Genomic DNA, 24,533 nt, shown 5'->3' with positions numbered 1-24,533 from the left:
ATTTGCATAATGCATTTTCGTTTTGCGAAATTGCAATTTTAAAACGCGAAAAATCAGCTTAAATACGCACCAAATTGCTATAAAACACCCATTTTACGTCGTTTTAAAAGTTGGCACACTAACTGCAATGTATACATTGACCCTTCTTAAGCCGAGGGTCACCTAGCCAACTGACGTTGTTAGTGAACCTTTGTTGTTCACGATATATATAGGCCAATTGCGAATATTGCGATTGGCCATTTTTTTGCCTGTCATTTAGGAAACATCGCCCGCCCAATATACAGACACCCGTTCATAAATATAATAATCAACATTCATAGCCAACTATGAACAAAAGATACTTGATGCGTTATAGAAAACGTTTTCTATTTATTTTAATTAAAAAAATATAAAACATAACCTTATGTTTTATATTGTTTTTAGTTCAATAACTGATTCCATACCGCTTTTATTGACAAAATTAACATTGACTACGTGATTTATATCACCATAATGCGCACGTTTGCCTGCAATACGGCGACCGTTAAATTTAATTTTGATCATTTGCGGAGGTAAAAAATGGCTGCTGATAATAACTACAGTCTTGGGCCGGTTCCTACATCGGCTAGGAAAGGAGTCGCTTCACTCACCATGGTAATGCTTGGACTCACTTTCTTCTCTGCAAGTATGTGGACAGGTGGTTCACTCGGGACAGGTCTTTCATTCAACGATTTCTTCCTCGCCGTACTCATCGGTAACCTAATTCTCGGTATTTACACTTCTTTTCTTGGCTACATCGGCTCATCTACTGGCCTCTCTACTCACCTCCTTGCTCGTTTCTCTTTCGGTACTAAAGGCTCATGGCTTCCTTCTGCTTTACTTGGTGGTACACAAGTCGGTTGGTTTGGTGTGGGCGTGGCAATGTTTGCCATTCCAGTTCAGAAAGCCACGGGCATTGATACCAACACCTTAATTGTTGTATCAGGCTTGTTGATGACAGGTACGGTGTACTTCGGAATCAAAGCACTCATGGTGCTTTCAGCGATTGCGGTTCCTGCCATTGCAATTCTGGGTGGTTACTCAGTACTGACTGCGGTAGACAGTGTTGGCGGGCTAGAACAGCTACAACTGATTGAGCCGGAAACACCAATGGACTTCTCAATGGCGTTAGCAATGGTTGTCGGTTCATTCGTGAGTGCGGGTACTTTAACTGCCGATTTCGTTCGCTTTGGTAAAAAGCCAGCGAGCGCAGTGTTAATTACCATGGTCGCATTCTTCATCGGTAACTCACTGATGTTTATCTTTGGCGCGGCAGGTGCAGCAGCGACAGGTCTCTCTGACATTTCAGATGTGATGATTGCGCAAGGACTGCTTCTTCCAGCCATCATCGTTCTAGGCTTGAACATCTGGACAACCAATGAAAACGCACTTTATGCGTCAGGTCTTGGTTTATCTAACATCACAGGTCGCTCAAGTACTACAATGTCTATCATTAACGGTATCGTAGGTACGATTTTCGCGCTTTGGTTGTACAACAACTTCGTCGGCTGGTTAACCTTCCTTTCGCTGGCAATTCCACCCATTGGTGGCGTAATCATCGCCGACTTCTTTGCGAACCGTAAACGTTACAAAGATTTTGCAAAAGCAGAGTTCCAAACCGTTAACTGGGCTGGCATTATCGCGGTAGCAACAGGCGTAGCCGCTGGTCACTTCCTTCCGGGCATCGTTCCTTTAAATGCCGTGTTTGGTGGTGCAATCAGTTACCTCGTGCTTAACCCTCTATTGAATAAAAACGCTCTGAAATCTCAGGCCGCTTAAGGACACACTATGACAACCTTATTAATCAAGAACGCGAAGCTTCAAGACCAAGACAGCTTGAAACAAATCCTGATTGAAAATGGTCAATTTTCTCGCATTCTCGATAATGACGCGCCAATCAATCATCAAGGTGACATCCTTGATGCTGAAGGTGGCATTGCAGTTTCTCCTTTCTGTGAACCGCATATTCACCTAGATACTACGCAAACGGCTGGCGAACCTAACTGGAACATCTCTGGTACTTTGTTTGAAGGTATTGAGCGGTGGGCTGAGCGTAAAGAATTGTTATCAATCGAAGACGTAAAGTCTCGTGCGAAGCAAACACTGAAATGGCAGATTGCTAACGGTGTTCAACACGTACGTACCCACGTTGATGTATCGGATCCGACGTTAGTTGCGTTACGAGCGATGGTTGAAGTTCGTGAAGAGATGAAAGAGTGGGTCGACATCCAGATCGTTGCATTCCCTCAGGAAGGCATTCTTTCATACCCTAACGGCAAAGAATTGCTTGAAGAAGCTGTGAAGATCGGCGCTGACGTTATTGGTGCTATCCCTCACTTCGAATTCACTCGTGAGTACGGTATTGAATCTCTGCACTATGCGTTCGAGCTTGCACGCAAGTACGACTGCTTGATCGACGTTCACTGTGATGAAATCGATGATGAGCAATCTCGCTTCGTTGAAACACTGGCAGCCCTTGCTCATAAATTCGACATGGGTGATAAGGTAACGGCAAGCCATACTACAGCAATGGGTTCTTACAATGGTGCTTACGCATCTCGCCTATTCCGTCTATTAAAGATGTCTGGCATTAACTTCGTGGCAAACCCGTTAGTGAACATCCACTTACAAGGCCGTTTCGACGACTACCCGAAACGTCGTGGTGTGACTCGTGTTAAAGAGATGCTAGCGGCTAATATCAATGTGTGTTTCGGCCATGATGATGTGTTTGACCCATGGTACCCGCTGGGTACAGCGAATATGCTTCAAGTTCTGCACATGGGACTGCACGTAACACAAGTTATGGGCTACGACCAAATCAACACCTCTCTTGATTTAATCAGCAAGAACTCAGCTCGTACATTGAACATCCAAGACAACTACGGTATTGAGGAAGGTAAGCCAGGAAGCCTGCTAATTCTTCCTGCTGACGATGGCTTTGATGCCGTGCGCCGCCAAGTACCAGTGCAGTACTCTATCCGCCACGGCAAGGTAATCGCAGAGACTCAGCCAGCGAAAACAAAAATTAATTTGGATAAAACAGAAGATATCAACTTCAAACGATAATATCGTCTATACTAATGATGAAAAGGAGGCTTAGGCTTCCTTTTTACTTTGTCACAGCGTGTGATTTTATAAAACTATCAGCTATTTCAGGTGGTTTTGTTAACGAGCACAACATGACAAAAAAACTCGCTGATTTCTCAATCAATGAGTGTACAACCGGAAAGACTGTGTTAACATGCACTCGCTCTGTTAGCCGGAGTTATTTAAGTTAGATGAATAGTAAAAAATGACATGTAAAATCGTTACCCGTTTTTGTAAGTAGTTTTTCCTTATTTCTTAGCAACATTAAATAATTCAATTATCAGCGCATTGCAGTAATGCAATCAACAATTTAGAAAATTTATGAATAAGGGACAAATTATGTCTAACACAAATACTGGCACTGTAAAATGGTTTAACGAAGAGAAAGGTTTCGGTTTCATTTCTCAAGACAACGGCGGTGCTGACGTATTCGTACACTTCCGTGCAATCGCTTCAGAAGGTTTCAAAACTCTGAAAGAAGGCCAAAAGGTTTCTTTCGAAGTTGAAAACGGTCAAAAAGGCCTACAAGCAGCAAACGTTGTTGCTCAATAATTAGCTTTTAGCTAAAAAGAATTTTAAAGCGCTGATTTTTATCGGCGCTTTTTTGTATCTGGTCATAAATGATTTCATCCTTTCCCTCTCTCGATTCAAATTTCTGGGTTACTTCTTCAATCGAGTTACTTCTCCAATCGATTCTGAAATCACAGCGCTCTCCCGAACTAAGGTTTTAAGACAAAACTCAACTTATATTCCATAGTGAATAACCAAAAATATGGTTAAAGAACAATCCATTAGACACCATTTATGAATACGCAATCGATATTCATAATAAAAATGAGTTATTTATCCAATCCTCATCTATTAATCATATAATTTTTAAAGCAAAGACCTGCGAAATCCGCTAACCTTGTCCACAAGTGGCTTGAGTTAGTTTGGTATCTGCAGTAAAAATAATGAAAAAAGACGAATTCCAGAAATCCACCGCTAATCTAAAAAAAGCGGTACCTCTTATGATGAAGAACAGAGTGTCTACCACACCTGCAAATTACGCACTTTGGTACACCTATGTCGATAATGCTATCCCACAGCTAACTAAAGACATGGATGGTGTTTTAGAACACTACGGCATTTGTCCTCCAGCCGTTGGTGAGCAGCTTTACAAAAATTACGTTGCGAGCAAATCTGAAACCAATATCAACGATCTTCGCGCTAACCTAGAACTGTTAGTTTCTGAAGTTTCGAATTCGATGAATGATACTCTCACCGATACCTCAGCTTTCTCCGATATGATCGATCAAAGCTTCGAGGATTTGGCTCGTGTTGATAATGAAAGTTTATCGATCGACGAAGTCATGTCGTTGGTTCGTCAGTTGGTTTCTGAGTCTCGTCATATTCGTCACTCTACTCAGTTTCTGAATTCTCAGCTGCACTCTGCTACATCAGAAATTTCCAAGCTTAAAACCCAACTTGTAGAAGTGCAGAAAGATGCGCTCTTTGACAGTACAACGACACTCTATAACCGTCGCTCTTTCGACCGTGATATAGAAACCTTGTGTGAAGCAAAAGAATCTTTGTGTTTGATTCTTCTCGACATCGATCATTTTAAAAATTTCAATGACACCTATGGCCACTTGTTTGGCGATATGGTTCTTAAAGGGATAGCTCGCAAGCTGAAGTTAAGTTGCCGTGAAGGTATTTCTGCGTATCGGTTTGGTGGTGAAGAGTTCGCACTCATCGTGCCAAACAAGTCTTTACGTATTGCTCGTCAGCTCGCTGATACTAATCGACGTTCTCTAGAAAAGCTGTCTATTAAAGATCGTCGCAGTGGTCAACAAGTCGGCAGTATCACCGCATCGTTTGGTGTCGCTGAACTTGAGCCCGGTGAGTCGGCGCAATCACTGATCGAACGAGCTGATAAGCTACTTTACGAAGCGAAATCACTTGGCCGAAACCGAGTCATGCCTCTTTAAGGTTTCACCGCTGGTTCTGCTCAATGAGAACCCGTGAACGCGAATTGATATACATTTAAAAAACAACAAAAAGCCCCAAAGACTAACTAGTACGTTAATCTTTGGGGCTTTTTTGTTGGCTATGTGTATCGGCTTAGTACTTATTGGGTTCAACCCCTTCAGCGTTCCAAACCTTATTTCATAAGACTAAAGCTGGTAGCAGTAATTCAGGCAGTAATCTTCACCACTCTTCGCTCTGAACTCTTTATCTTCGCTGCATGCCTTTGGTTTGCCCTTTGCATCACCTTGAATCAAACTGATCCAGTGGCGCATTGCTGCAATGGTCTCTTCGCGCATTGTGGTCGTTGATTCCACTGGCGATTGACCGAACGTAGTGCATGATTCTAACTGAATATCATCGATCTCTACCAATTCAATACACCCCGTCCCTTTATGACATCCAAACATCACTTCTAAGTGACTGCCACTGCCATCTCGGAACAAGATAGAGTCTGGGTCATTCTTTTCACCCATGTACGCTACAAACTGTTTAGGGTGCTTTAGGCCGCTGTGCTGACCATCTTTAAAGTAAGCCATGATATGGCGGTAATCAACTACGTAGCTGGTTACGTCTTGATGTGAACCATTCTCTAGTGGGAACAGTCGATCAAGCAGCTGTTTTGCTTTCGCTTGCTTCTCTGTTTGCTGGTTGGCACTGATTGTCTCCACGGCAAAGACAGCTTCAGCGATAAATGGTTTTGATTGTTTTTGGATTTCTGTTTTATCGAATGTAAGCATATTCATAGTCTTTCCCTCTTGACTAGCCCGGTGATAACCACCGATTTCTACAGCAAAAATGTGTCCTAGAGCAATTATTCCAAACTAACGTTTAACTTATTTGTCATTTTGTGAATTGCTTAGTTTGTAGATTAGCGCTTTTTTACATACAATTTCACAACAAAAATTTTACAATGTGAATTTTACAAATATGGCCTTGTCAAAAAGTTTAGTTCGTCAGTCTCATTTCCTAGGTACGAAAATACGTAACCTAAGAAAACGTAACCATTTAACGATGGAAGATCTGTCTGCGCGTTGTATTCGAATCAACCCAGAATACGCACCTTCCGTTTCTTACCTTTCAATGATTGAACGTGGAAAGCGTGTGCCAAGCATCGACATGCTGGAAGTGATTGCGCAGGTTTTTCAGAAGACCCCAACGTGGTTCCTCGACGACGAATCAGAACAACAAGCCATTGCACCTGACAAAGGGAATCGTGGTGGGATAAGTGGCATGGCACTCGAGCCTAGCTTTCTTTTCTCCAACGACATCCTGCAGATTGCGATTCCTGAGATGCTGTCACAAACGGGGATCTCTGGCCGTCAGTTTGCGCACCTCTTGATTAGGGCACACCAAGAAAGCAACCAGAACCACTTCCCTGACCTTGAGCGTGCCGCAGAGGAGGTTGGCCTAAAACGTCTTAACCTGAGCGTAGAAGACCTTATAGACATCGCTAGAACCCTTGGTATTAACATCCGCTGGGTTACGCGCACGCCGCAGGACGTGGTTGACGAGCTAGGAATTAATGCCAAGCAACTGGTTACTTCATTCTTTGAGCCTCCCGGTACGATCTTTTTAAACGAAATTCTCAAAGAGTATCCCACTCGTCTGAAATATGATCTCTCGGTTTATATCGGCCACTGCATTCTGCATAGCAAAGAGGGCCTAAAGAGTGTGTTGTCGGTCGGTAACAACAACACATGGGATGACAACCAGGTTTCAGGCTCTTCACAGCTGAACTCTCAAGACATTCTGCAAGCGTGGCGAGACTTTGAATCCAGTTTCTTTGCAGGAGCACTTCTGTGCCCTAAAGTCCCGTTTAGACAGCTGCTTGACCGCACAGGTTACGAAATAGACGTTCATAAGAGAGCGGGGGTTTCCCCCTCTGTTGCGATGCGTAGAATGACGGTAGTATCGCCCTACCCTCACTGGCACTACTTTGATGCTTATGGGCCGGGGAAGCTCAAGGCGGTATACCGCGGGAATGGGATTCCACTGCCTTGGGGGAATATGAGAACGGTCGCCGACCCATGTCAACATTGGGCAGTGTTCCGTCGATTATCAGAACCTCGGGCGGGTAGCTCAGCTCAGATCTCCATTTTAAATGTAGGAGATGAGCCAAGAATCTATTGCTGTGAATCCATCAATATGACGGATCCTGCGGGTAACAATCGTGTGTTGTGTGCTGGTATAGACTTAAACCCAGCGATTGATGCTCAAGGCGGTAATTCAAGAGATATTGCAGAGCAGCTTAAGGCGTCATGCGTCAACAATGGTGGCTCTGTGGTAATCCCACGTAACATCAAGAAAGATCTCACGACAATAGCCAAGATTCTAAATATAAATTGGATTGAACGTGGGATTGAGACAGAGGCTAGGCTTATCTGCTCCAGAGGTGGAGAGTGCCCTCGCCAACCAAGCTGTTACTCGAAGTGTGGCGAGTAAAAAAGTAAAACCAACAAGTAGAACTCAAAATTCAGGCAAAAAAAAACCAACCACAATAAAGGTGATTGGTCATATATTTTGTGTGAACAATATGGGTTCACTAACAACGTCAGTTGGCTAGGTGACCCTCGGCTTAAGAAGGGTCACCGTTACTAATGCAGCATACGTGCCAACTTTTAAAACACGTATTTACTAAGCATCTGAACACGTATTGGCCGTAAATCCCTGCTTGTTTTGCAAACTGGAATTGCAAATTGCAAAGATCCACAAAAACGCTAGTGATTATGTTGTTATTAATAAATCATTAACGAATCATTACCTTTCCTCTCAATAGCGTATTTCTTCTTGATTCAGTCGTTTTTACGGCCAAGAAATCACTTCTAATTCGCAAAATAATACCCATAAAAAAACGCGAACATTGAAATTCAATATTCGCGCTTATTCGAGTTAAATTGCAGAAATTCGCTAATAAACGAGAACCTTCTTAAAAAGTAATTCTCGTTGCTGAACCGCTACAAAGCTACCTTATCAACCTTTTGGTCTACCAAAGAGCTACTATTTCTGAGGTGCAGGCTTAGAACGGCTTCTAGATGGTGAAGGCTTGTTACCTGTAGGCTTATTACCTGCTGGTTTGTTCGACGGTTTGCTCGAGCCATTACTGCCACCGAAACCAGACTTCTTAGGTTTACCTGCACCCGCTGGCTTACCAGAACTATTCGTAGAAGGCTTGTTTGCCGCATTACCACGCTTATAGTTACTGCCATTATTTCTTAAAGATTTATCATCACCCGCAACTGTTGAGTTGCTGTCAGAAGCTTTGTTGCCTGAGTTCGGCTTGTTCGCATTAGGCTTACGCTTAGGAGCAGAACCTGAACCAGAAACATGACGCTTGTTCTTACCTGCTGGTTTGTGCCCGCGAGCATTCTCACCAGAACGTTGACCATCAGAGTGTTCACGCGTCTTTTTCGGCTTCTTAGGCTTAATCGGACGCGAATCCAAACGAGATTCTGGCAACTTGTTTACAGGTGCAAAACCTTCAAGTTCACGGCGCTCAAGCACTTGCTGAATAAGGCGCTCGATACCAAACAGTTCACCTACTTCATCAGCACAAACCAATGAAATTGCCTTACCCACTTCACCAGCACGGCCAGTACGACCAATACGGTGAACGTAATCTTCTGATACGTTTGGAAGGTCGAAATTCACAACTTGAGGCAGTTGCGGAATATCGATACCACGCGCTGCGATATCAGTCGCCACCAATACTCGTACCTTACCCGTTTTGAAGTTCTCTAGGGCTTTAGTACGCGCGCCTTGGCTCTTGTTACCATGAATAGGAGCCGCTGAGATGCCTTGCTCGTCAAGGAAGTGTGAAAGCTTGTTTGCGCCATGTTTCGTTTTGCTAAACACAAGCACTTGTCGCCAATCATTATCTTTGATGAGCTTCGCTAGCATTGCGCTTTTTTTCTTTTTATCTACTGGGTAGATGCTTTGCTCAACAGTTGGTGCCGTTGAGTTCGCAGGGCTTACCGAGATTTCAACTGGGTTGTTAACTAAACCTTTCGCCAAGCCACGAATATCATCAGAGAACGTCGCTGAGAACAGTAGGTTTTGGCGCTTCTTAGGTAGAAAAGCCAAGATCTTACGGATATCGCGAATGAAGCCCATGTCTAGCATGCGGTCAGCTTCATCTAGCACTAGAATTTCTAGTTGATCAAAACGCACAGCATTTTGGTTGTATAGGTCAAGTAGACGACCTGGTGTTGCTACCAGTACATCACTACCTTTACGCAGTTTTTGCATCTGAGGGTTAATTTTCACACCACCAAACACCACCGTAGAAGTAAGAGGTAAGTTAATACCGTACTTCACTACGCTGCCATTCACTTGCGCAGCAAGCTCACGGGTTGGTGTTAGCACTAGCGCACGTACTTGGTTCTGACGTACGCGAGGGCCTTTTGACAACATTTCAAGAATAGGTAGCGTGAAGCCTGCAGTTTTACCTGTACCTGTTTGAGCAGCGGCCATAACATCTTTGCCCGTTAGGACAGCAGGTACGGCTTTCTCTTGTATTGGTGATGGCTTATCGTAACCTTGTGCTTCAATAGCTTTAAGGATCGGTTCAGAAAGGCCCAGGGAGGTAAAACTCATAGATTATTTTCTCAGTTGAATAACATTTAGTATGAGCAACGCGCAGAAAGAAGTCGTTGCTACAGCTTTCGCTCATCAATTGGATTGATAAGGAGCAAAGCGCGGTATTCTGAGGCTTTTCCCCACATTCAGCAACTAAATTCTAATCACAGCTCCAATTCAACCTACATAACTTGCCGCTTCTGTTCGTACATTTTTTCATCAGCCGCTTTCAAGAGTGCATCGACATCATCGTAGTTATTGTTATGAATAACCCAACCAACACTAATTCGAAGATAAATTGAGTGAGTCTCATAGACCACTGGTGTCGTACATATCACCTTACGAAGTTTAGCCACAATCGACGATACATGTTGATCATCGATGATGCGTGGCAATAAAACTAAGAACTCATCGCCTCCTATCCTTGCCACGATGTCTGAACCGCGCAACTCACTCTTTATACGCTTGGCACATTCAACTAATACCTGATCGCCGGCCGCATGACCAAACGTGTCGTTGATCGCTTTAAACCCATCCAGATCGATATTGACAACCGCAAAGGTTCTCGCTCTCTGCTTTTGAGTGGTTTTAAATGCCTGCTTGAGGCTGTACATGAAGTATCGACGATTCGGTAACATCGTGAGCTCATCATGCATAGAACGGCTATCAGCAATTAGATACAGGCGATAAATAGTCATAAAGGCAATCGCTAGCACTAACATTATGGAGTAGCCCACCAGCCTTACCGCTTGAACTCGATACCAAGGCACGTCCATCAATACATGCTCACTACCGGAGAGAGCAAGGTACCAACCACCGTAAGGAAAGCTCACCTGTTCGGTGGCAAACGCATTATCGAACACATCCTGGGTGCCATAAAAAACAGGGCCATCTTTACCCGAACTGTTGGCACCGCGAATTGCGAGTTCGTACTTGTTCTCGATTTTCCCAATTCCGACATCTTCAAACAGCTCATCTAAGCCAATAACAGCACTGGATACACCCCAATAGTCTTGATTAAAAGGTGGGTCTCGAAAGATCGGAGTTCGCGTAATGAGGGCTTGACCACCTTGAAACAATTCAAAAGGCCCAGCAATAAAAGTGTTACCGAGATTACGGGCTATCTCAACAGACTCCCATTGGTTGGGATAATCGCGATAATTAATACCAAGAATCTGCTCATTGCCTTCCATAGGGTAAACAAAGTTTAGAATGTCGTCTTTGGCGAGCCCAATAAGTCGAATATGGAAGCCATCTTGAATGATATTCTCAGCAATCTTGTCCCAATTCTTCACCTCACCATCAGGGTTGATGGTCACTAAGGTCGAGAAATTGTTGAGGATATACATATCTGACACGATCGCGGCTTCGATCCGAGAACGAATAATGGATAATTGTTTTTTTCCCTCAGAATACGATTCATTTTTAAGAAAAGTTAATTGCTTGGCGTGAAAGAACTCAATCGCGCTCACTATCGCAAGGAAAAAAAGAAAAGATACAACCTTAGCAGACCACTGCTTGCTAGAACCACTTGGCATTTACGAACCTCTAACACTTTTGTTCTATATACTGCCTTATAACGGCTCATTTCTGGCTTATTGCTCCAGTATGCCGCTAAGTCACTAAAAATCTATACTAACGTCTAGTATCTATCAAATATTGTGCCATTCATCACTTCAGGTCTGTTGGTTATACTAATTGATTAATCAAAAAGGGTTAGTGAACCTTATAAAGCTTACATTGTATTGACTCAAACCTTACATTAAAGGATTCATCGATGTTATTTTACATAGACTATTAATCAGCTTGGTACCTCACGACATGAAGCTAAAAACGATTACACTGTGCACATTACTATCGGCCTCAGTTACGGTCGCTGTTCACGCACAAGAGAACGCTCTGGCGACAAATGTACCGAATATTCAAACCCAAGCAGATTCTCTCAACTCTCATGAACAATCTTTCAAACAATCTGCAGACCTCATTCGTACGACCTACGAAAGCCAGCTTTACACTCTGCCTGCATTCAAAGAAGGTCATTACGGGCTGCGCATGTATCGCCAAACATTAGACGATAAGTATTCTGCTGCGGTATGGAGTGACATGGCACGAGTGGCAAGTAAGCTCAGCACCCTGTCGAATGACGTTCATACCATGGAACAAATCGTACTCTACTCAGAGAAGCGCGTTGCTTCTTATGTTGGCGATAACGATGAGCGCAGTGTTCGACGTTACAACATCACCAAGCACATGCCGGAATATCTCTACCTTGGTGTTGATCTTCTTGGCTCAATGGCTCGTGCTAATGAATACGGTTTAGAGCACAAGAACGATGCTAAGCTGCGCGAAATCATTCGTCGCTATGACTTCTCACGATACGTGACCAACGAAGACATGGTGAAAGCGTGGGCGGCTCAATTAGCGAATCAGGTTTACTGGTTACGCCAACTGGGTGAACAAGATGTCGTTGATGAGTTCGTCGACACCTTCAAGAAAGCGTATCCAGACGATGAAGATAAGAAGCTTTCAAGTCAGCAATTTGGCAACAAACTCTATGGCATGACACACGTCATCTTTGGCGATTCCGAGTACTATCAGCATCAAGTGAGCGAGCAAGATCATCAATGGATCTACGATTACTTCAGAGAAAACATCGATACGATTCTGCTGCGTGCGAAAGAGGATGTGATTGCTGAGGTTGGATTGACCTTCTTACTGGCAGGTTTAGAGGATGACCCAGTTGTCGAGAAAACTCGGCTCGCGATTCAAGCTTCTATCGATGAGAAACAAGGCATGATCCCTTCTATCACTGGTGATTTTGATCTTGAGTATGGTGAACACCGTAACGTGCTAGCAATCATGCTACTCGATTGGCAGCAAGTGAATGAAGCGCCGACCTATGAAGGCAACCCTAAGGTGTTTACTAACATCCCTTACGGACTTATTAAAAACCAACCACCGAAGAACTAGCAGCATACCTAGCCTAGGTTGGTCATAGAACCCAAAAAGCCGCATACCTTTCAAGGCCTGCGGCTTTTTACTGTTTGCTACGTCAGTACTCGTATTAAAAGTTGTTAATATCAAAACCTGCGTAAAGATAAAAACAAAGACGACATCAAGCCCCAGACACGGCTTTGTTCATCACTATCGTGAAATCCCCTTCGGCGTAGCCCTCTATTAAAGAGACATCATCACATAGGGTTTTACAGAAACGATAGACACCTTGAGGGTGATAACTCATCAAGGTATTACGTGAAGGATATTGGCTTGAATTGAGAAGATTAAAAATCACCGTCTGATTCGCCAATTCATACATACGAGTAATCATGTTTGTCAGATAGTCAGAATCACGAGAGATGTAGTTCAGTGAACCACTGGCGATAACAATATCATGCACCTCAAGTTTCATTTTGCTCATGTCACCCGACAAAAACTGACAACGATCTTCTGTGTAGTTTTTCTTCGCCTTCTTTAGAAAGCCTGCGTGTTGGTCAACGCCGGTGTAAGATTGAATACGATAGATGCTGTCGAGCAGTTCAAACAACTCGCCATAGCCACAACCCAAATCTAAAACACGCTTCTTTTCGAAGTCAGCTGAACGAGCGATCACTTCAAAGCGACACAATTGACTCTCTTCACTAGTCCAACCTAGAGCTTTGGCCTTATCGCCATTCGAGCGGTTAGTCTGTTTTCGGTGATACCAATACACCTTAAAACGATCACGCCAGTGCATTACGAGAAATCCACCCACACTTCACGGCCACCAGCCAGCTCTTGGTTATGGTACTGCCATTGATATTGCGCAAGCAGCTTTTCAGTGAGCTCTAACCCTAGACCAAAGCCCAAATGATTGTCTTCTGCCGTGCCATCAGTGTTGTTGTTAACAATGGTGACTTTTGAACCCACTTGAACGATATCCACGGTACCACTTCCTGTGTGCTGGAAAGCATTGCGAATCAAATTGGTCAGCACGATTCGGGTTAGTCCAACTGGTAACTGGCATTGTGTGTCGTCGCTTTCAAGATTCACAACCACCGCTTTACCATTCAATAGATAGCTTAAATCGTGGGTAATCTGTTGCGACAGTTCGCCAATATGTACGCTTTCCAGAGGCAGGTCTTTGTCTTGTTGTCGGGTGAGCCACAACAAAGTTTCTGTCAGGTCTGTCATGGTGAAACCCGCGCGCTTGATTCGATCTATGACTTCAAGCTGCTTTTCTGGGCTCTTTCCCTTTTGAATCAGCTTCTCTAGCAGTTCACTATTGGTTCTTGTGACCGCAATAGGAGTACGTAATTCGTGGCTCGCGTAACCCAAAAATTTCTGCTCTCGTTCTAAGCTGTTTTGAACTGAACTCAAACTATCACGAATGATGTGAGCCAAGGTGTTCAGTTCACTGAAGTGAAAATCTGGTGTCGGTTCATTGAGGTTATCTTTATCTAGCGATTTGGCCCAGTTCTTTAGCTGCTCAACAGGCGATGCCACCTTACGTAACACCAAAACCAAGATAACGAAAAACAATACAATCGCACCCAATGCGGTCAATAAAATCATCACAAAGTGCGGAAGCCCGTCATCTTTCATAAATTGATCATGCCTTTGCGTAAACACCGCAGAAACATAACGAACCTCATCACCTTTCATTACCTTCATGGCGAAATAACCTTTCTCGGGAGGTGAGAATATAGATTTGCCAATGATCATTTTGGTCATGCGGTTGAATTGCAGTTCGTTCTGCTTAAGGTTGTTCTGAATACCTTGTGGCAAGTCGCTCCATTGGGTCGCCACCGTAAATTCTTGATTGGTCATAGGCTTGCCCGGCTTCACCGCATCTTGTTGCGCTTGGGCAATCATAGAGCCACGCATAGCGATATCCATCCCAGAGACAAAGTAATTTACGCTCAATGCAGAAAGAACCAGAATCGTCGTCACACCAGTGACCAGAATCGCCAATAAGACGTAGATCCTTAAACTTGGTCTGATCTTCATTCTTGTCGTAACTCCTTAATCGCAAAACCTTTGCCCGCAATAGTATGCAGTAGCTTCTTGTCTTGTTCTGCATCCACTTGTTTACGCAAATTAAAGATGTGTACTTTCAAGCTGTTACTGTCTGGTTGGTCGTCGCCCCACACGCCCTGCATGATCGTCTCTCGTGAAACAGGATTAGGACTAGATCGCATCAAAACTTCTAAAATTTTGAGCGCAGTTGGGGAAAGCTTGAGAGGTGAGTTCGCACGATAAGCTTGATGCTGTTTAAGGTCGATCTCGAGATCGCTCACCGATAAGCGGCTAACCTGACCACTGCGCCGCTTTGCCAATACTTGAGCTCGAACAATCAACTCTTCCATCGCAAATGGTTTGATCAAGTAGTCATCGGCACCTTTTGAAAAGCCAGTCAGCTTATCATCAAGCGTATCACGTGCGGTCAGCATCAAAACGGGGGTATCAATACCCTGTACTCTGAGATTCTCACACACCTGCAAGCCGTTCATTTTGGGCAAGTTGAGATCGAGAATTACTGCGTCATAGCGATTAGTTTCTATGAGATTGAGTCCAGCTAAACCATTTGCGGCATGATCGCACTGGATGTCTTCTAAATCGAGGTAATCAATAACAGCAGTGGCTAAATCAAGGTCGTCTTCAACCAAAAGCAATTGAAGCTTATCTGTGAGTTTATTAGTGACGGATTCTGCCATCGTGACGACCTCTATTTTAGTTGTTGTGTGGCTTGTTATGCGCGGTTCTGTAACGCCTTAGCTATGGAGCTTTGACTGTAATGAACCTAAACAGGTGCTGCTAAGACTAACTCGGCATCCACCCGTTAAATATCATCATTAGCTTAGCTATTGTTAAGCCGTTTGTTCAACGCCTTTGACTCGATTTGTGACTTTAAGGATCAGAGACTTAATCTCACACTGAATCATTAACAATGCAGGCGTCAGAATCAATGTAATAAACGTCGCAAACAAAATGCCGTAGCCTAGCGCCGCCGCTGCTGGGATCAGGAATTGAGCCTGCAGAGACGTTTCACTTAATAGTGGCGTCAAACCAGCGAACGTGGTGACCGATGTGAGTAACACGGCTCTTAGTCGACCAGAACACGCTTCAACAATCGCATCGTGGACCGACTTGCCCTGCTCTTTGATCAGTTCGTTAAAACGAGAAACCAACAACAAGCTGTCATTCACTACCACACCGCTCAACGCAAGAATGCCGTTTAACGATAGGATACTGATTGTTAAGTCATTCCACCAGTGCCCTAGGATTGCGCCAACAATACCAAATGGAATCGCTGTCATAATAATCACAGGCTGAATGTAAGACTTCAGCGGGGTAGCAAGCAGCGTGTAGATAGCAATCATGGCGAGTACAAACATGCTCATCATTGAACTCGCGGTTTCTTCTTGCTCTTCCGTTTCGCCAGCAAAGTCGACCGTTAATCCCGGATATTGCGCTTCTAAATCGGGTACTAATGTGTCTTGCAACTGATGAACAAGCTCAGCAGGCGCAACCACCTCTTTGTCCAATACTGCACTGATGTACACAGCACGTTGGCTATCAATGCGTGTGATCTCTGATACTTGGTAATCAGAATATACTTTAGCGACTGTGCTCAAAGGTACCACGGTGCCGTCGTTGGTTCTCACGCTCGCTTGCTTGATATCCGCAATGGTTTGACGATCCGATTCAGGATAACGAACACGGACTTTCACCTCATCTTTACCACGTTGGAACTGCTGAACAATATCACCACCAAACGCTTGCAGTACTTGTTGCGAAAGGCTTGCAGTATCAAACCCTAACGCGCGACCTTGTTGTGTTAATTCGAAACGATACTGAGGTTCACCCAGATCCAAGTTATGATCAATGCCACTCACACCGTCAATCGCTTGAAGCTTGGTTAAGAACTCATTGCCCGCCGCAGTAACAGATTCTTCATTCCACGCTTTTAGCTCGACTTTGAAGTTGTCGACCATCTCCATTTTAGACAAGATTTTGAGCTTCTTAACCCCTTCCATCGTGCCCACTGTCTCTTGCCACGCATCTGCAAACTCGTTCGATGTGTAGACACTGTCGCTGTCTAATTCAATTTTAACTTGGCCAGAATCATCAGCATCGGCGATAACCTGAAGGCTCAGCAGTTCCGATGCTTCATCTTGAGCACCGTATTGCGCTCTCAAAGCTTCATCCGTTTGTGTTGCCGCGGCTTCAAGTACTAATAAGTTTTGTTGTGTTTGGCCAAAGCTCGCGTCGTTTTGCATCGACATATCTGCAGTCACAGTGTCGCCCGGCATATCAGGGAAGAATGCCACACGTACCGCCCCAGTCATTGGCAGCCCCGCCACCAAGATAAGCAGTGACAAGAAAACCATCACCACGGCGTAACGCAGTTTCAACGCCCATTCAATCACAGGGCAATAGATGCGCTGATTAAACCAACCTAGTCCTGTATCGGCAGCATGTTGAACACGAGCCCACAGCCCCTTTTTATCGCTGCGCTTGGTATTAATGTGTGCGAGGTGCGATGGAAGAATGAACTTAGACTCAACCAAAGACAGCAACAAACAGATAGTCACGACCGTGCCGAATTGAGCGTAAATCTGCCCCATGTTACCTTCAACGTTAGCTAGCGCTAAGAAGGCAACAACCGTCGTCAACACACCAAATATGGTCGGTGATGCCACCTTCATGGTGCCTCGAATGGTACTACCGATCGAGTCGCCTTCTTCCTTGCGGGTGGAGTAGATACTTTCACCGACCACCACCGCATCATCGACCACTATCCCGAGCGCCATAATGAAACCAAAGGTGGTCATCTCATTGATGGTTAGCCCCATAAAGGTGTCTGTCATGAAGAACATAGTGCCAAAAAAGACAAACGGTAAGCCCGCTGCTACCCAGAAAGCGACACGCACGTTGAGAAACACCGCTAACACGATGAATACCAAAGCGATACCGGTGAGCGCGTTCTTCACTAACAGGCTCAAGCGGTCTTTGATCATGGTGCTTTTGTCGTACCAAGTTTCAATCTCGACATCATTAGGCAGCATGTTGCTGTTTTCCCAGCGCTCCACCACTTGTTGAGCCTGTTCAACGATGCTGACGACGTCTCCGTATTCATCCATTACGATCTGAATCGCCATCGCATTCTGTTGGTTGTAACGAGAAAGCATGAAGGTGTCATCGGCAAACATGTCTTCAACGTTAGCAATGTCACCCAATGTAATTTGAGTGCCATCAGTGGTCGTCATCACCGGAATCGCGTTGAAATCTTGCAGTTCGTACGCCTGTTCAGATACCTTCAAACGAACCGTTTTTTCACCATTGCGAAGGCTGGTCGAGATAGCTGCAGAAGATTCCGCATTGATCGCTTCAGAAACGTCAGTCAGTGTTAATCCATAAGCTTGGAGCTTGTTCTCATCAACCTCAACCGAGATCATAGGATCGGCTTTGGCTTTGATTTCCAAATCACGAATCGCCGATTGGCTCAGTAAGTCCGACTTAAGTTGCTCGGCTAAGCTCTGTAACGTTGCTCGATCTGCGTCCCCATAAAGCTGTACCCATAAGGCGTGGTCTTGCATGCGAGCCTTATCAATTACAGGATTGTCAGCACCCGCAGGCAGGTTATTGATCGCATCAACCTTAGTTTTAACGTCGGTTAACAGGGTATCAAGGTCATAGGTGCTCGTTTTCTCAATCGAAACGTGGTTTCCGTTCGCATCAGAAGTAGATGTAATACGCTTAATGCCCGGTACGGTTTCTAACGCATCTTCAATCTTAATCGCAAGGCCTTCTTCCGCCTGAACAGGGTCACCACTGTCATAAGTCACTGAAACAGTGACAACATCGGGTTCTAGGCTCGGGAATGCTTCTTTACGTAACGTGTTAAGCGACAACACACCAATGATGATCACGCCCACTAACAGTAAGTTCGCTGCCACAGAGTTGTTAGCAAACCACGCGATTACGCCAGTATGTGACTTACTCGACGTCTGGTTACTGTGCACTTGGTGATCACAGTGCGCTTGGTTATTAGGTTTCAGCTCGTTAGACATAACTAACCCTCTGCCTTAGCCAGCACAACCATGCCTGATTTAAAGCTGCTTAATGGACGCTTGACCACTTGCACACTGTCACTATTTGATTCTGTAAGGCTATTTAGCTCGGTGGAGTTGCTCAGTTTGGTTGGGTCGATGTAAATCAAACCGCCCTTTTCAAACTCAACATTCGCGTTTGATTTAGAAAGCAGACCGTTGTCGTCTACAAACCACAGGTCACCCTGCTGCGAAAGTGCTGAGGCTGGAAGCTCCCATAATTGGGTTAACTGCTTACCCGAGATCGTTGCTTGTACGAATGTGCCTGGATAAAGATCTTTCTCTTGCTCCAAAGGGTTATCGACCTTCACGATCAATGAGCGCTGACGTGTGTCTTGCTGTAAGTGCTGCTCTACTCGTTCGACATAACCTTGCCACTGGTATTGACCATCAGAACTCGACAGAGTCACTGGCCACGGCTGCTCTTTCAATTGCGAGTTATCGCTGTTTGGTAAGCTCAACCATTGGCTTTCAGACAAAGGAACAGAGACCTCAACCTCATCAACGCTGTATAACGTGGCTATCTGAGCGCCCGTTTGTGCGTAGCTTCCCGGTTGAACATCACGGCTCACGACCAACGAATCAAAAGGGGCAACCAAGGTTGTTTTTTCGAGGTTTTGCTCAGCCTTTACCAGCTCAAGCTTGGCGTTCTCTAAGGCAGCTGTTACTTGTGCCAGTTGCGGTTCACGCAACACCAAAGGTGAATCCGGCTCGCCAGACAAACCAGATCGTTGCCATTCAGACTTAGCTTGTTCGCCTTGTCTCTGTTCTTCCAATAAATCCAATTGAGCTTGAGCCACATTCGCCTTGGCTTGGGTTACCGCTTGTTGATAGCTGGTCGAATCGATATTGGCAATCACGTCACCTTGGCCAATAACTTGCCCGGTTTCAAACTGCGAGCTGAGCGTTTCTACTCGACCGCCTACTTCCGTTGAAAACATCAATTCGTAACGCGATTTCGCTTCGCCATAACCCACAACTTCGGCTTGATAGTCACCGAGAGTGGCTAGTACCACAGACACTTGCTGTTGTTGTGAAGCAGGTAAAGTCGTAGTTTCAACAGGCGTCTGAGGCTCTGAAACCGTCAATTGATTCGCCTTTTGGGGCGTAGGCTCTGTTTGTGAACCGTTGTAAGCAAGGGCAGCAAAAATGCTTGAACCCGCAACAAGGGTGATTGCAATTGTGATGGTGTTCAGTTTCATGAAGATACTCCCAAGCCCAGAGCTAGGCCTAAATCAATTCGGTTTACGAGACGGTTATAAATAGTTTGTGTTAACTGCGCTTCAAGGTCATAGGTTTGTTGCTGAACAGTAAGTAGATCAAAAATGTCGACCAAACCCTGGCGGTATTTCTCTTCATAACTGGTGAAGCTGCGTTGTGCGCTCACCAAGGCATTCGTTAGATGTTGCTGTTGAAGTGTTAGTGACGACTCTTGCCCCATCGCATTTTCCACTTCATTCACCGCATTGAGCAGTGTTTCTTGGTAAGCCCAGTAGCTGGTTTCTGTGGTTAGGTCAGCAATTTCTGCCTGTGCTTTTAGCTTGCCACCTTGAAACAATGGTGCTGACACTTGGCCAAGCGCACTCCACAAAGGCCCGGTAAGCAGCGCTTCGCTCGGAGAATCCGCCATATTAGTTAGGCTTGCAGATAAGCTGATCGACGGCAGCATCGCTTTATACGCCGCGTCAGCGCGCAGAGTTTCTGCTTCGATATTAAAGAAAGCCGCTTGAAGATCGGGACGACCTGCTAGATCTTGTGTCGGCATGTTTTCTAGCGGATTAATGATGGTTGGGAATGAGCCGAGCTCAGCAAGAGATGCTTCATCAGACTCCCCACTCCATTGCCCTGTTAACAAAACCAACTCACGTCGACTTTGTGCAAGCTGCTCACGGTAATCAGCTAAGGTTGCTTGAGTCGATGCGCTGCTCGTTTTGGCGTTATCTAGCTCTTCAAGGCTACCTAGCCCTGCGCGATAACGTTCTAAAACCAGCTCTTCATTATTTTCTAGAATCACCAAACGCTGCGATTCGATATCGACAAGCTGCTGCTTCAAACTGATATCAAGCCAACTTCTCATCACACTCGCGACCAAAAGATCTTGAGCGCCCTGAAGGTTAGCTTGAGACGTCGCAATGTCTTTTAACGCGGCGTTGTTTGTGTCTGCCAGCTTCTGCCATAGATCGAGCTCCCAACCAACCGTCACATCTGTGGTATAGGTTTCAGTGGTGCTTGAGCCGTTAGTGCCTTCATCAGCTTGACCAGAAAAGCTCGCATCGACGGTTGGTAAGCGGTCGCCAGACGTCACACCTTGCTGTGCATAGGCAATTTTGAGTGCAGTGATGCTTTGTTGAAGGCTTGGACTGTTCTGCAGAGCGCGCTCGATATAGAGATCGAGCTCCGGCGCATTCACTAAATCGGTGAGTTGTAGATTCTCAGCGTCTAGATCTTGTTTAGTAGACGTTTGATCACTAGAAGCCTGTTGAATCAGCTCTGCGAGTAAGCTTTGTTGTGTCTGATTAGTGCTTTGCTCAGCTAGCGAAACATAGTCAGCCTGACTGGTTGTCGTGCAACCGATCAACCCGATTAGAGCAAGTGAAATAAGGGAATGTTTTAAAGGAAGATTCAATTTCATCTTCTTGTCTCCTGTAAGAATGGAGACAAGATAACGAGTCGGGGGTTAAGAGAGGGTTAAGGCGAACGTTAACCCTAAAGAAAATGCATAGAGCGTACGTTTAAACTTCTAATTTACGCTTCTGATTTGCTTGAGAAGAGCCCACCGATCTTATAACCAATCGCATAGCAAACCACTGCAATAGTCACAAACACCAATGCCGAGAAGAAATGCCCCACCGATGCGGCTACACCAGTGCCCCATACGATGCTGAAGACTAAACCGTGGTAAGCCTCTTGCGGCCACTGAGAGATAGGGAACTGAGTACCACCAGCAATAAGATAAACCATCGCAAACAAGCCGATAAAGGCAGTGATAAGACCGATGAGAACGCGCATGTTCATGGGGAGACCTTTGATTTATTGGACTTGGTTGCCATTATTCTTAGTCGAAAGCGGATGTGCTTAGTCGAAATCGAATGTTCTTAATCGAAACCGAACGATATTAATCGCAACCTGATGATATTCAAGTATATCGGATAAAAGGAGCTTGCTCTATTACTCTTCCGAGTGAGCCTAACACACTGCAGAACAATGAGAAGTGGTGACTAGAACCTCAATCAACCTAACGAGCAGGCACAAAAAAGCGGACACCCTTCTTACGTAAACTCCGTAAGTAAGATACCCGCTTTTACTAAATTTAAGCGCTTTTATTGAATCTAGCTACTTTAACTTCATCTAGCTTAAAGCAGAATGAAGATACCCGCTAAACATGCACTCATTAGGTTTGCTAACGTACCAGCCGCTACCGCTTTCAAACCTAAGTTTGCCACTTCTGCACGACGCTCTGGTGCCATAACACCAATCGAACCTAATTGAATCGCGATAGAACCAATGTTGGCAAAACCACACAATGCAAAAGTCACAATCACTTGGCTATGTTCAGACAGCAGAGCTTTGTTCTCAACGAAGTCGATGAAAGCAACAAACTCGTTCATTACGATCTTCTGACCGATGTAAGAACCTGCCATTAATACTTCATCACTCGGGATACCAATTAACCATGCAAGAGGCGAGAATAGGTAACCGAAGATAGCTTGCAGGGTAATGCCCGCAAAACCGAACATTTCGCCTAGACTTTCTAAACCCGTGTTCACCATTGCAATCATACTCACGAATGCAACCAACATAGTGCCGACAGCGACCGCCACCTTCATACCGTTCATTGCGCCACTTGCCAATGCATCGATCACGTTGCTTTGGTCAGCTTTATCTAGCTCAATGTGGTCGTAGTCACTCGGAGTACTACGCTCAGGAACAATGATCTTCGCCATCAACAGGCTGCCCGGAGCCGCCATGAAGCTTGCTGCAATTAGGTATTTAAGCTCAACACCTAATCCTGCATAGCCACCCAACACACTGCCGGCCACTGACGCCATGCCGCCCGCCATTACAGCAAACAGTTCAGAACGAGTCATAGACTTTAAAAAGGGACGAATAAGAAGAGGAGACTCACCCTGAGAAAGGAAGATATTACCTGTTGCAACTAGAGATTCAGCTTTACTGGTGCCCAGCAGTTTTTGCACCGCTCCACCAAGAACTTGAATCACTTTCTGCATAACGCCTAAATAATAGAGCGCAGAGATCAAAGCACTGAAGAAGATAATGATTGGAAGTACGCGAATCGCGAAAATGAAACCTTCAGTAGCCAGGTCACCAAATAAGAAAGCGATACCAACGTCTGCAAAACCAAGCAAGCTCGAAACGCCATTGCTTAGGCTTGTTAACGCCAGTTGTCCCCAAGGGAAATACAACACCAAAGCAGCGAAGCCGATTTGAAGTAATAGTGCACGAGAGACCGTTTTCCAGTTAATAGAAGAGCGACTCTCAGATAGCAGACATGCGCAAGCAATCAGTGCAATAACACCGACAAGACCAAATAGAATATTCATAATGTGTCCTAGTAATCCTTAAAGAGTGAACATGAGCCAAACGAATGACATCAAAGGAATAGGACAAAGAACCGCAAGCAAAACGCTACGCGATGAAGGAGCTAACAACGTTAGCGACTGTAACAACGAGTTGTTCATGTAAAAATCACCTTATACAAGCAGTGGAACGTAGCTGGTCCGGTCCGTGGGGTCATTCACATATCCATGTGACGGCTTGTATTGGCTAAGCACCGGCTTAAAACCGGAAAAGAAGTATAAACAGTTAAGTGAGACTTTCATCACATTTTTTGACGCAAACGATCGCGCGGTCAAGGATTAAACAAAACGCTGTGTTTATCGTCATTTGTGTGCATAAAAACTGTAAACAACCTGTATGAAGTTGAATTTGTAATGTTAAGCCTTTAAACGTATGAGCGTAATCACTCGGTTAATTCTGTGTGATTCTTACTACTTTTCTGTGCTCTGCCTCATTTCCCGATACTTCAAGATTCATCTTAAGTTTAGATGCGTATATACTTTGTGTGATCTCACCAAATAATTATCTATAAAATACTAATAGAGCTGATTAGATATAACAGCCATCGAGACTAAGAGAGGAAACACTTGAAGAAAATGGAAGCTCCGCACGACATGAACAATGGAGCTAAATTCAAAACAAATAGACATGGCTATGTGACAGTTGTTGAATATTATAATACCTATACTGTTATTGTCGCGTTTGAAAACACCGGAAATATCCGCGCTATCAGTGCGGCGAAATTACGTACAGGTCAGTTAACTGATCGCTCTGTCGCACCTGAATCAATTATGATTGGTGAAAAGGTTGAATCCGTTAAGCATGGAATATTGACCATTACCCAAGTTGAATCTGAAAATATTGTGGTACTAACCAATACTAATAACGAAGAAATTCGAATGTTATTGCCCGCTGTACAAAAAATGAAAGATAAGGTCGAAGATGTTGAGAATGATAAAACTGAGGCTCCAAAGCCAACCTCTCTTAGTCAATTAACAAAAAGAAATAAAAAGACCAAAGACGTCAATAGTATGCTTAAGAAAATGCTTACCGATTACGGTCGATACGATTAGTTATCTATTTTATTTCACAAATCCTCTAAATATTTGTCTTCCGAAAAATAAATACATTTACTCCTGCCTTTCTCAATAAGATAGGCTTTGTTGCGTAATT

General features: G+C 44.6%; 18 protein-coding genes. 7 read left to right on the top strand and 11 right to left on the bottom strand.

Going from position 1 to position 24,533, the window contains the following annotated elements; translation table 11 throughout:
- The first annotated feature begins 558 nt into the window (after window positions 1-558).
- The 4 genes from codB to AACT19_RS02915 all read left to right on the top strand — a co-directional run bounded on the left by codB (window position 559) and on the right by AACT19_RS02915 (window position 5,075).
- Window positions 559-1,797 (top strand): cytosine permease, encoded by a 1,239-nt coding sequence (gene codB / locus AACT19_RS02930; protein ID WP_032545837.1) that lies wholly within the window; start codon window positions 559-561, stop codon window positions 1,795-1,797.
- A gap of 9 nt (window positions 1,798-1,806) precedes the next feature.
- Window positions 1,807-3,084 carry a cytosine deaminase gene (locus AACT19_RS02925; RefSeq protein WP_076645120.1) on the top strand — a complete coding sequence of 426 codons (1,278 nt, stop codon included), beginning with the start codon at window positions 1,807-1,809 and terminating at the stop codon, window positions 3,082-3,084.
- A 360-nt stretch (window positions 3,085-3,444) separates the two neighbouring features.
- A complete protein-coding gene (cspE, locus tag AACT19_RS02920) occupies window positions 3,445-3,657 on the top strand; it encodes a transcription antiterminator/RNA stability regulator CspE (RefSeq protein WP_004730009.1) in 213 nt (70 codons plus the stop codon).
- Between the two features lie 401 nt (window positions 3,658-4,058).
- Entirely contained in the window at window positions 4,059-5,075 is a 1,017-nt protein-coding gene (locus tag AACT19_RS02915) for a GGDEF domain-containing protein (RefSeq protein ID WP_076645118.1), read from the top strand.
- A 186-nt stretch (window positions 5,076-5,261) separates the two neighbouring features.
- Here AACT19_RS02915 and AACT19_RS02910 read toward each other — a convergent pair whose 3' ends face one another.
- On the bottom strand, window positions 5,262-5,858 hold the full coding sequence (locus AACT19_RS02910; RefSeq protein WP_076645116.1) for a malate synthase: 597 nt from the start codon (window positions 5,856-5,858) through the stop codon (window positions 5,262-5,264).
- A gap of 169 nt (window positions 5,859-6,027) precedes the next feature.
- Here AACT19_RS02910 and AACT19_RS02905 point away from each other — a divergent pair, with 169 nt between their 5' ends.
- The gene (locus tag AACT19_RS02905) at window positions 6,028-7,557 is read left to right on the top strand and encodes a DUF3612 domain-containing protein (RefSeq protein ID WP_017085410.1); all 1,530 of its coding nucleotides are present in this window, start codon (window positions 6,028-6,030) and stop codon (window positions 7,555-7,557) included.
- A 555-nt stretch (window positions 7,558-8,112) separates the two neighbouring features.
- Here the strand turns inward: AACT19_RS02905 and AACT19_RS02900 are convergent.
- Both AACT19_RS02900 and AACT19_RS02895 read right to left on the bottom strand, forming a co-directional pair.
- The gene (locus AACT19_RS02900) at window positions 8,113-9,708 is read right to left on the bottom strand and encodes a DEAD/DEAH box helicase (RefSeq protein WP_076645114.1); all 1,596 of its coding nucleotides are present in this window, start codon (window positions 9,706-9,708) and stop codon (window positions 8,113-8,115) included.
- Window positions 9,709-9,872: 164 nt separating this feature from the next.
- A complete protein-coding gene (locus AACT19_RS02895; protein ID WP_004729996.1) occupies window positions 9,873-11,228 on the bottom strand; it encodes a diguanylate cyclase in 1,356 nt (451 codons plus the stop codon).
- Between the two features lie 283 nt (window positions 11,229-11,511).
- Between AACT19_RS02895 and AACT19_RS02890 the strand changes: the two genes are divergently transcribed.
- The gene (locus AACT19_RS02890) at window positions 11,512-12,660 is read left to right on the top strand and encodes a DUF3541 domain-containing protein (RefSeq protein ID WP_076645112.1); all 1,149 of its coding nucleotides are present in this window, start codon (window positions 11,512-11,514) and stop codon (window positions 12,658-12,660) included.
- A gap of 145 nt (window positions 12,661-12,805) precedes the next feature.
- On the opposite strand, the gene AACT19_RS02885 is transcribed toward AACT19_RS02890, so the two are convergent.
- The 8 genes from AACT19_RS02885 to AACT19_RS02850 all read right to left on the bottom strand — a co-directional run bounded on the left by AACT19_RS02885 (window position 12,806) and on the right by AACT19_RS02850 (window position 23,344).
- A complete protein-coding gene (locus AACT19_RS02885; protein ID WP_076645110.1) occupies window positions 12,806-13,423 on the bottom strand; it encodes a class I SAM-dependent methyltransferase in 618 nt (205 codons plus the stop codon).
- The gene (locus tag AACT19_RS02880) at window positions 13,423-14,676 is read right to left on the bottom strand and encodes a sensor histidine kinase (protein WP_076645108.1); all 1,254 of its coding nucleotides are present in this window, start codon (window positions 14,674-14,676) and stop codon (window positions 13,423-13,425) included. Before AACT19_RS02880 ends, AACT19_RS02885 begins: the two co-directional genes overlap by 1 nt.
- Window positions 14,673-15,383, bottom strand: a complete 711-nt coding sequence (locus AACT19_RS02875) for a response regulator transcription factor (RefSeq protein WP_076645106.1) — start codon at window positions 15,381-15,383, stop codon at window positions 14,673-14,675. The genes AACT19_RS02880 and AACT19_RS02875 overlap by 4 nt, the downstream gene beginning before the upstream one ends.
- 153 nt (window positions 15,384-15,536) lie before the next feature.
- On the bottom strand, window positions 15,537-18,743 hold the full coding sequence (locus AACT19_RS02870; protein ID WP_076645104.1) for an efflux RND transporter permease subunit: 3,207 nt from the start codon (window positions 18,741-18,743) through the stop codon (window positions 15,537-15,539).
- 2 nt (window positions 18,744-18,745) lie between these two features.
- Window positions 18,746-19,984 (bottom strand): efflux RND transporter periplasmic adaptor subunit, encoded by a 1,239-nt coding sequence (locus AACT19_RS02865; protein ID WP_076645100.1) that lies wholly within the window; start codon window positions 19,982-19,984, stop codon window positions 18,746-18,748.
- Window positions 19,981-21,414, bottom strand: a complete 1,434-nt coding sequence (locus tag AACT19_RS02860) for a TolC family protein (protein WP_076645098.1) — start codon at window positions 21,412-21,414, stop codon at window positions 19,981-19,983. The genes AACT19_RS02865 and AACT19_RS02860 overlap by 4 nt, the downstream gene beginning before the upstream one ends.
- 113 nt (window positions 21,415-21,527) lie before the next feature.
- On the bottom strand, window positions 21,528-21,797 hold the full coding sequence (locus AACT19_RS02855) for a hypothetical protein (protein ID WP_004729977.1): 270 nt from the start codon (window positions 21,795-21,797) through the stop codon (window positions 21,528-21,530).
- 338 nt (window positions 21,798-22,135) lie between these two features.
- Entirely contained in the window at window positions 22,136-23,344 is a 1,209-nt protein-coding gene (locus AACT19_RS02850; RefSeq protein ID WP_076645096.1) for a NupC/NupG family nucleoside CNT transporter, read from the bottom strand.
- Between the two features lie 612 nt (window positions 23,345-23,956).
- Here AACT19_RS02850 and AACT19_RS02845 point away from each other — a divergent pair.
- On the top strand, window positions 23,957-24,433 hold the full coding sequence (locus tag AACT19_RS02845) for a hypothetical protein (protein WP_004729970.1): 477 nt from the start codon (window positions 23,957-23,959) through the stop codon (window positions 24,431-24,433).
- Window positions 24,434-24,533: the final 100 nt, after the last annotated feature.

This window comes from Vibrio sp. 10N.222.47.A9, assembly GCF_963872585.1.
GTDB classification, from domain to species: Bacteria; Pseudomonadota; Gammaproteobacteria; order Enterobacterales; family Vibrionaceae; genus Vibrio; species Vibrio splendidus.
The sequence above is the reverse complement of the archived record's forward strand: the minus strand, read 5'-3'. Positions and strand labels throughout refer to the sequence as shown.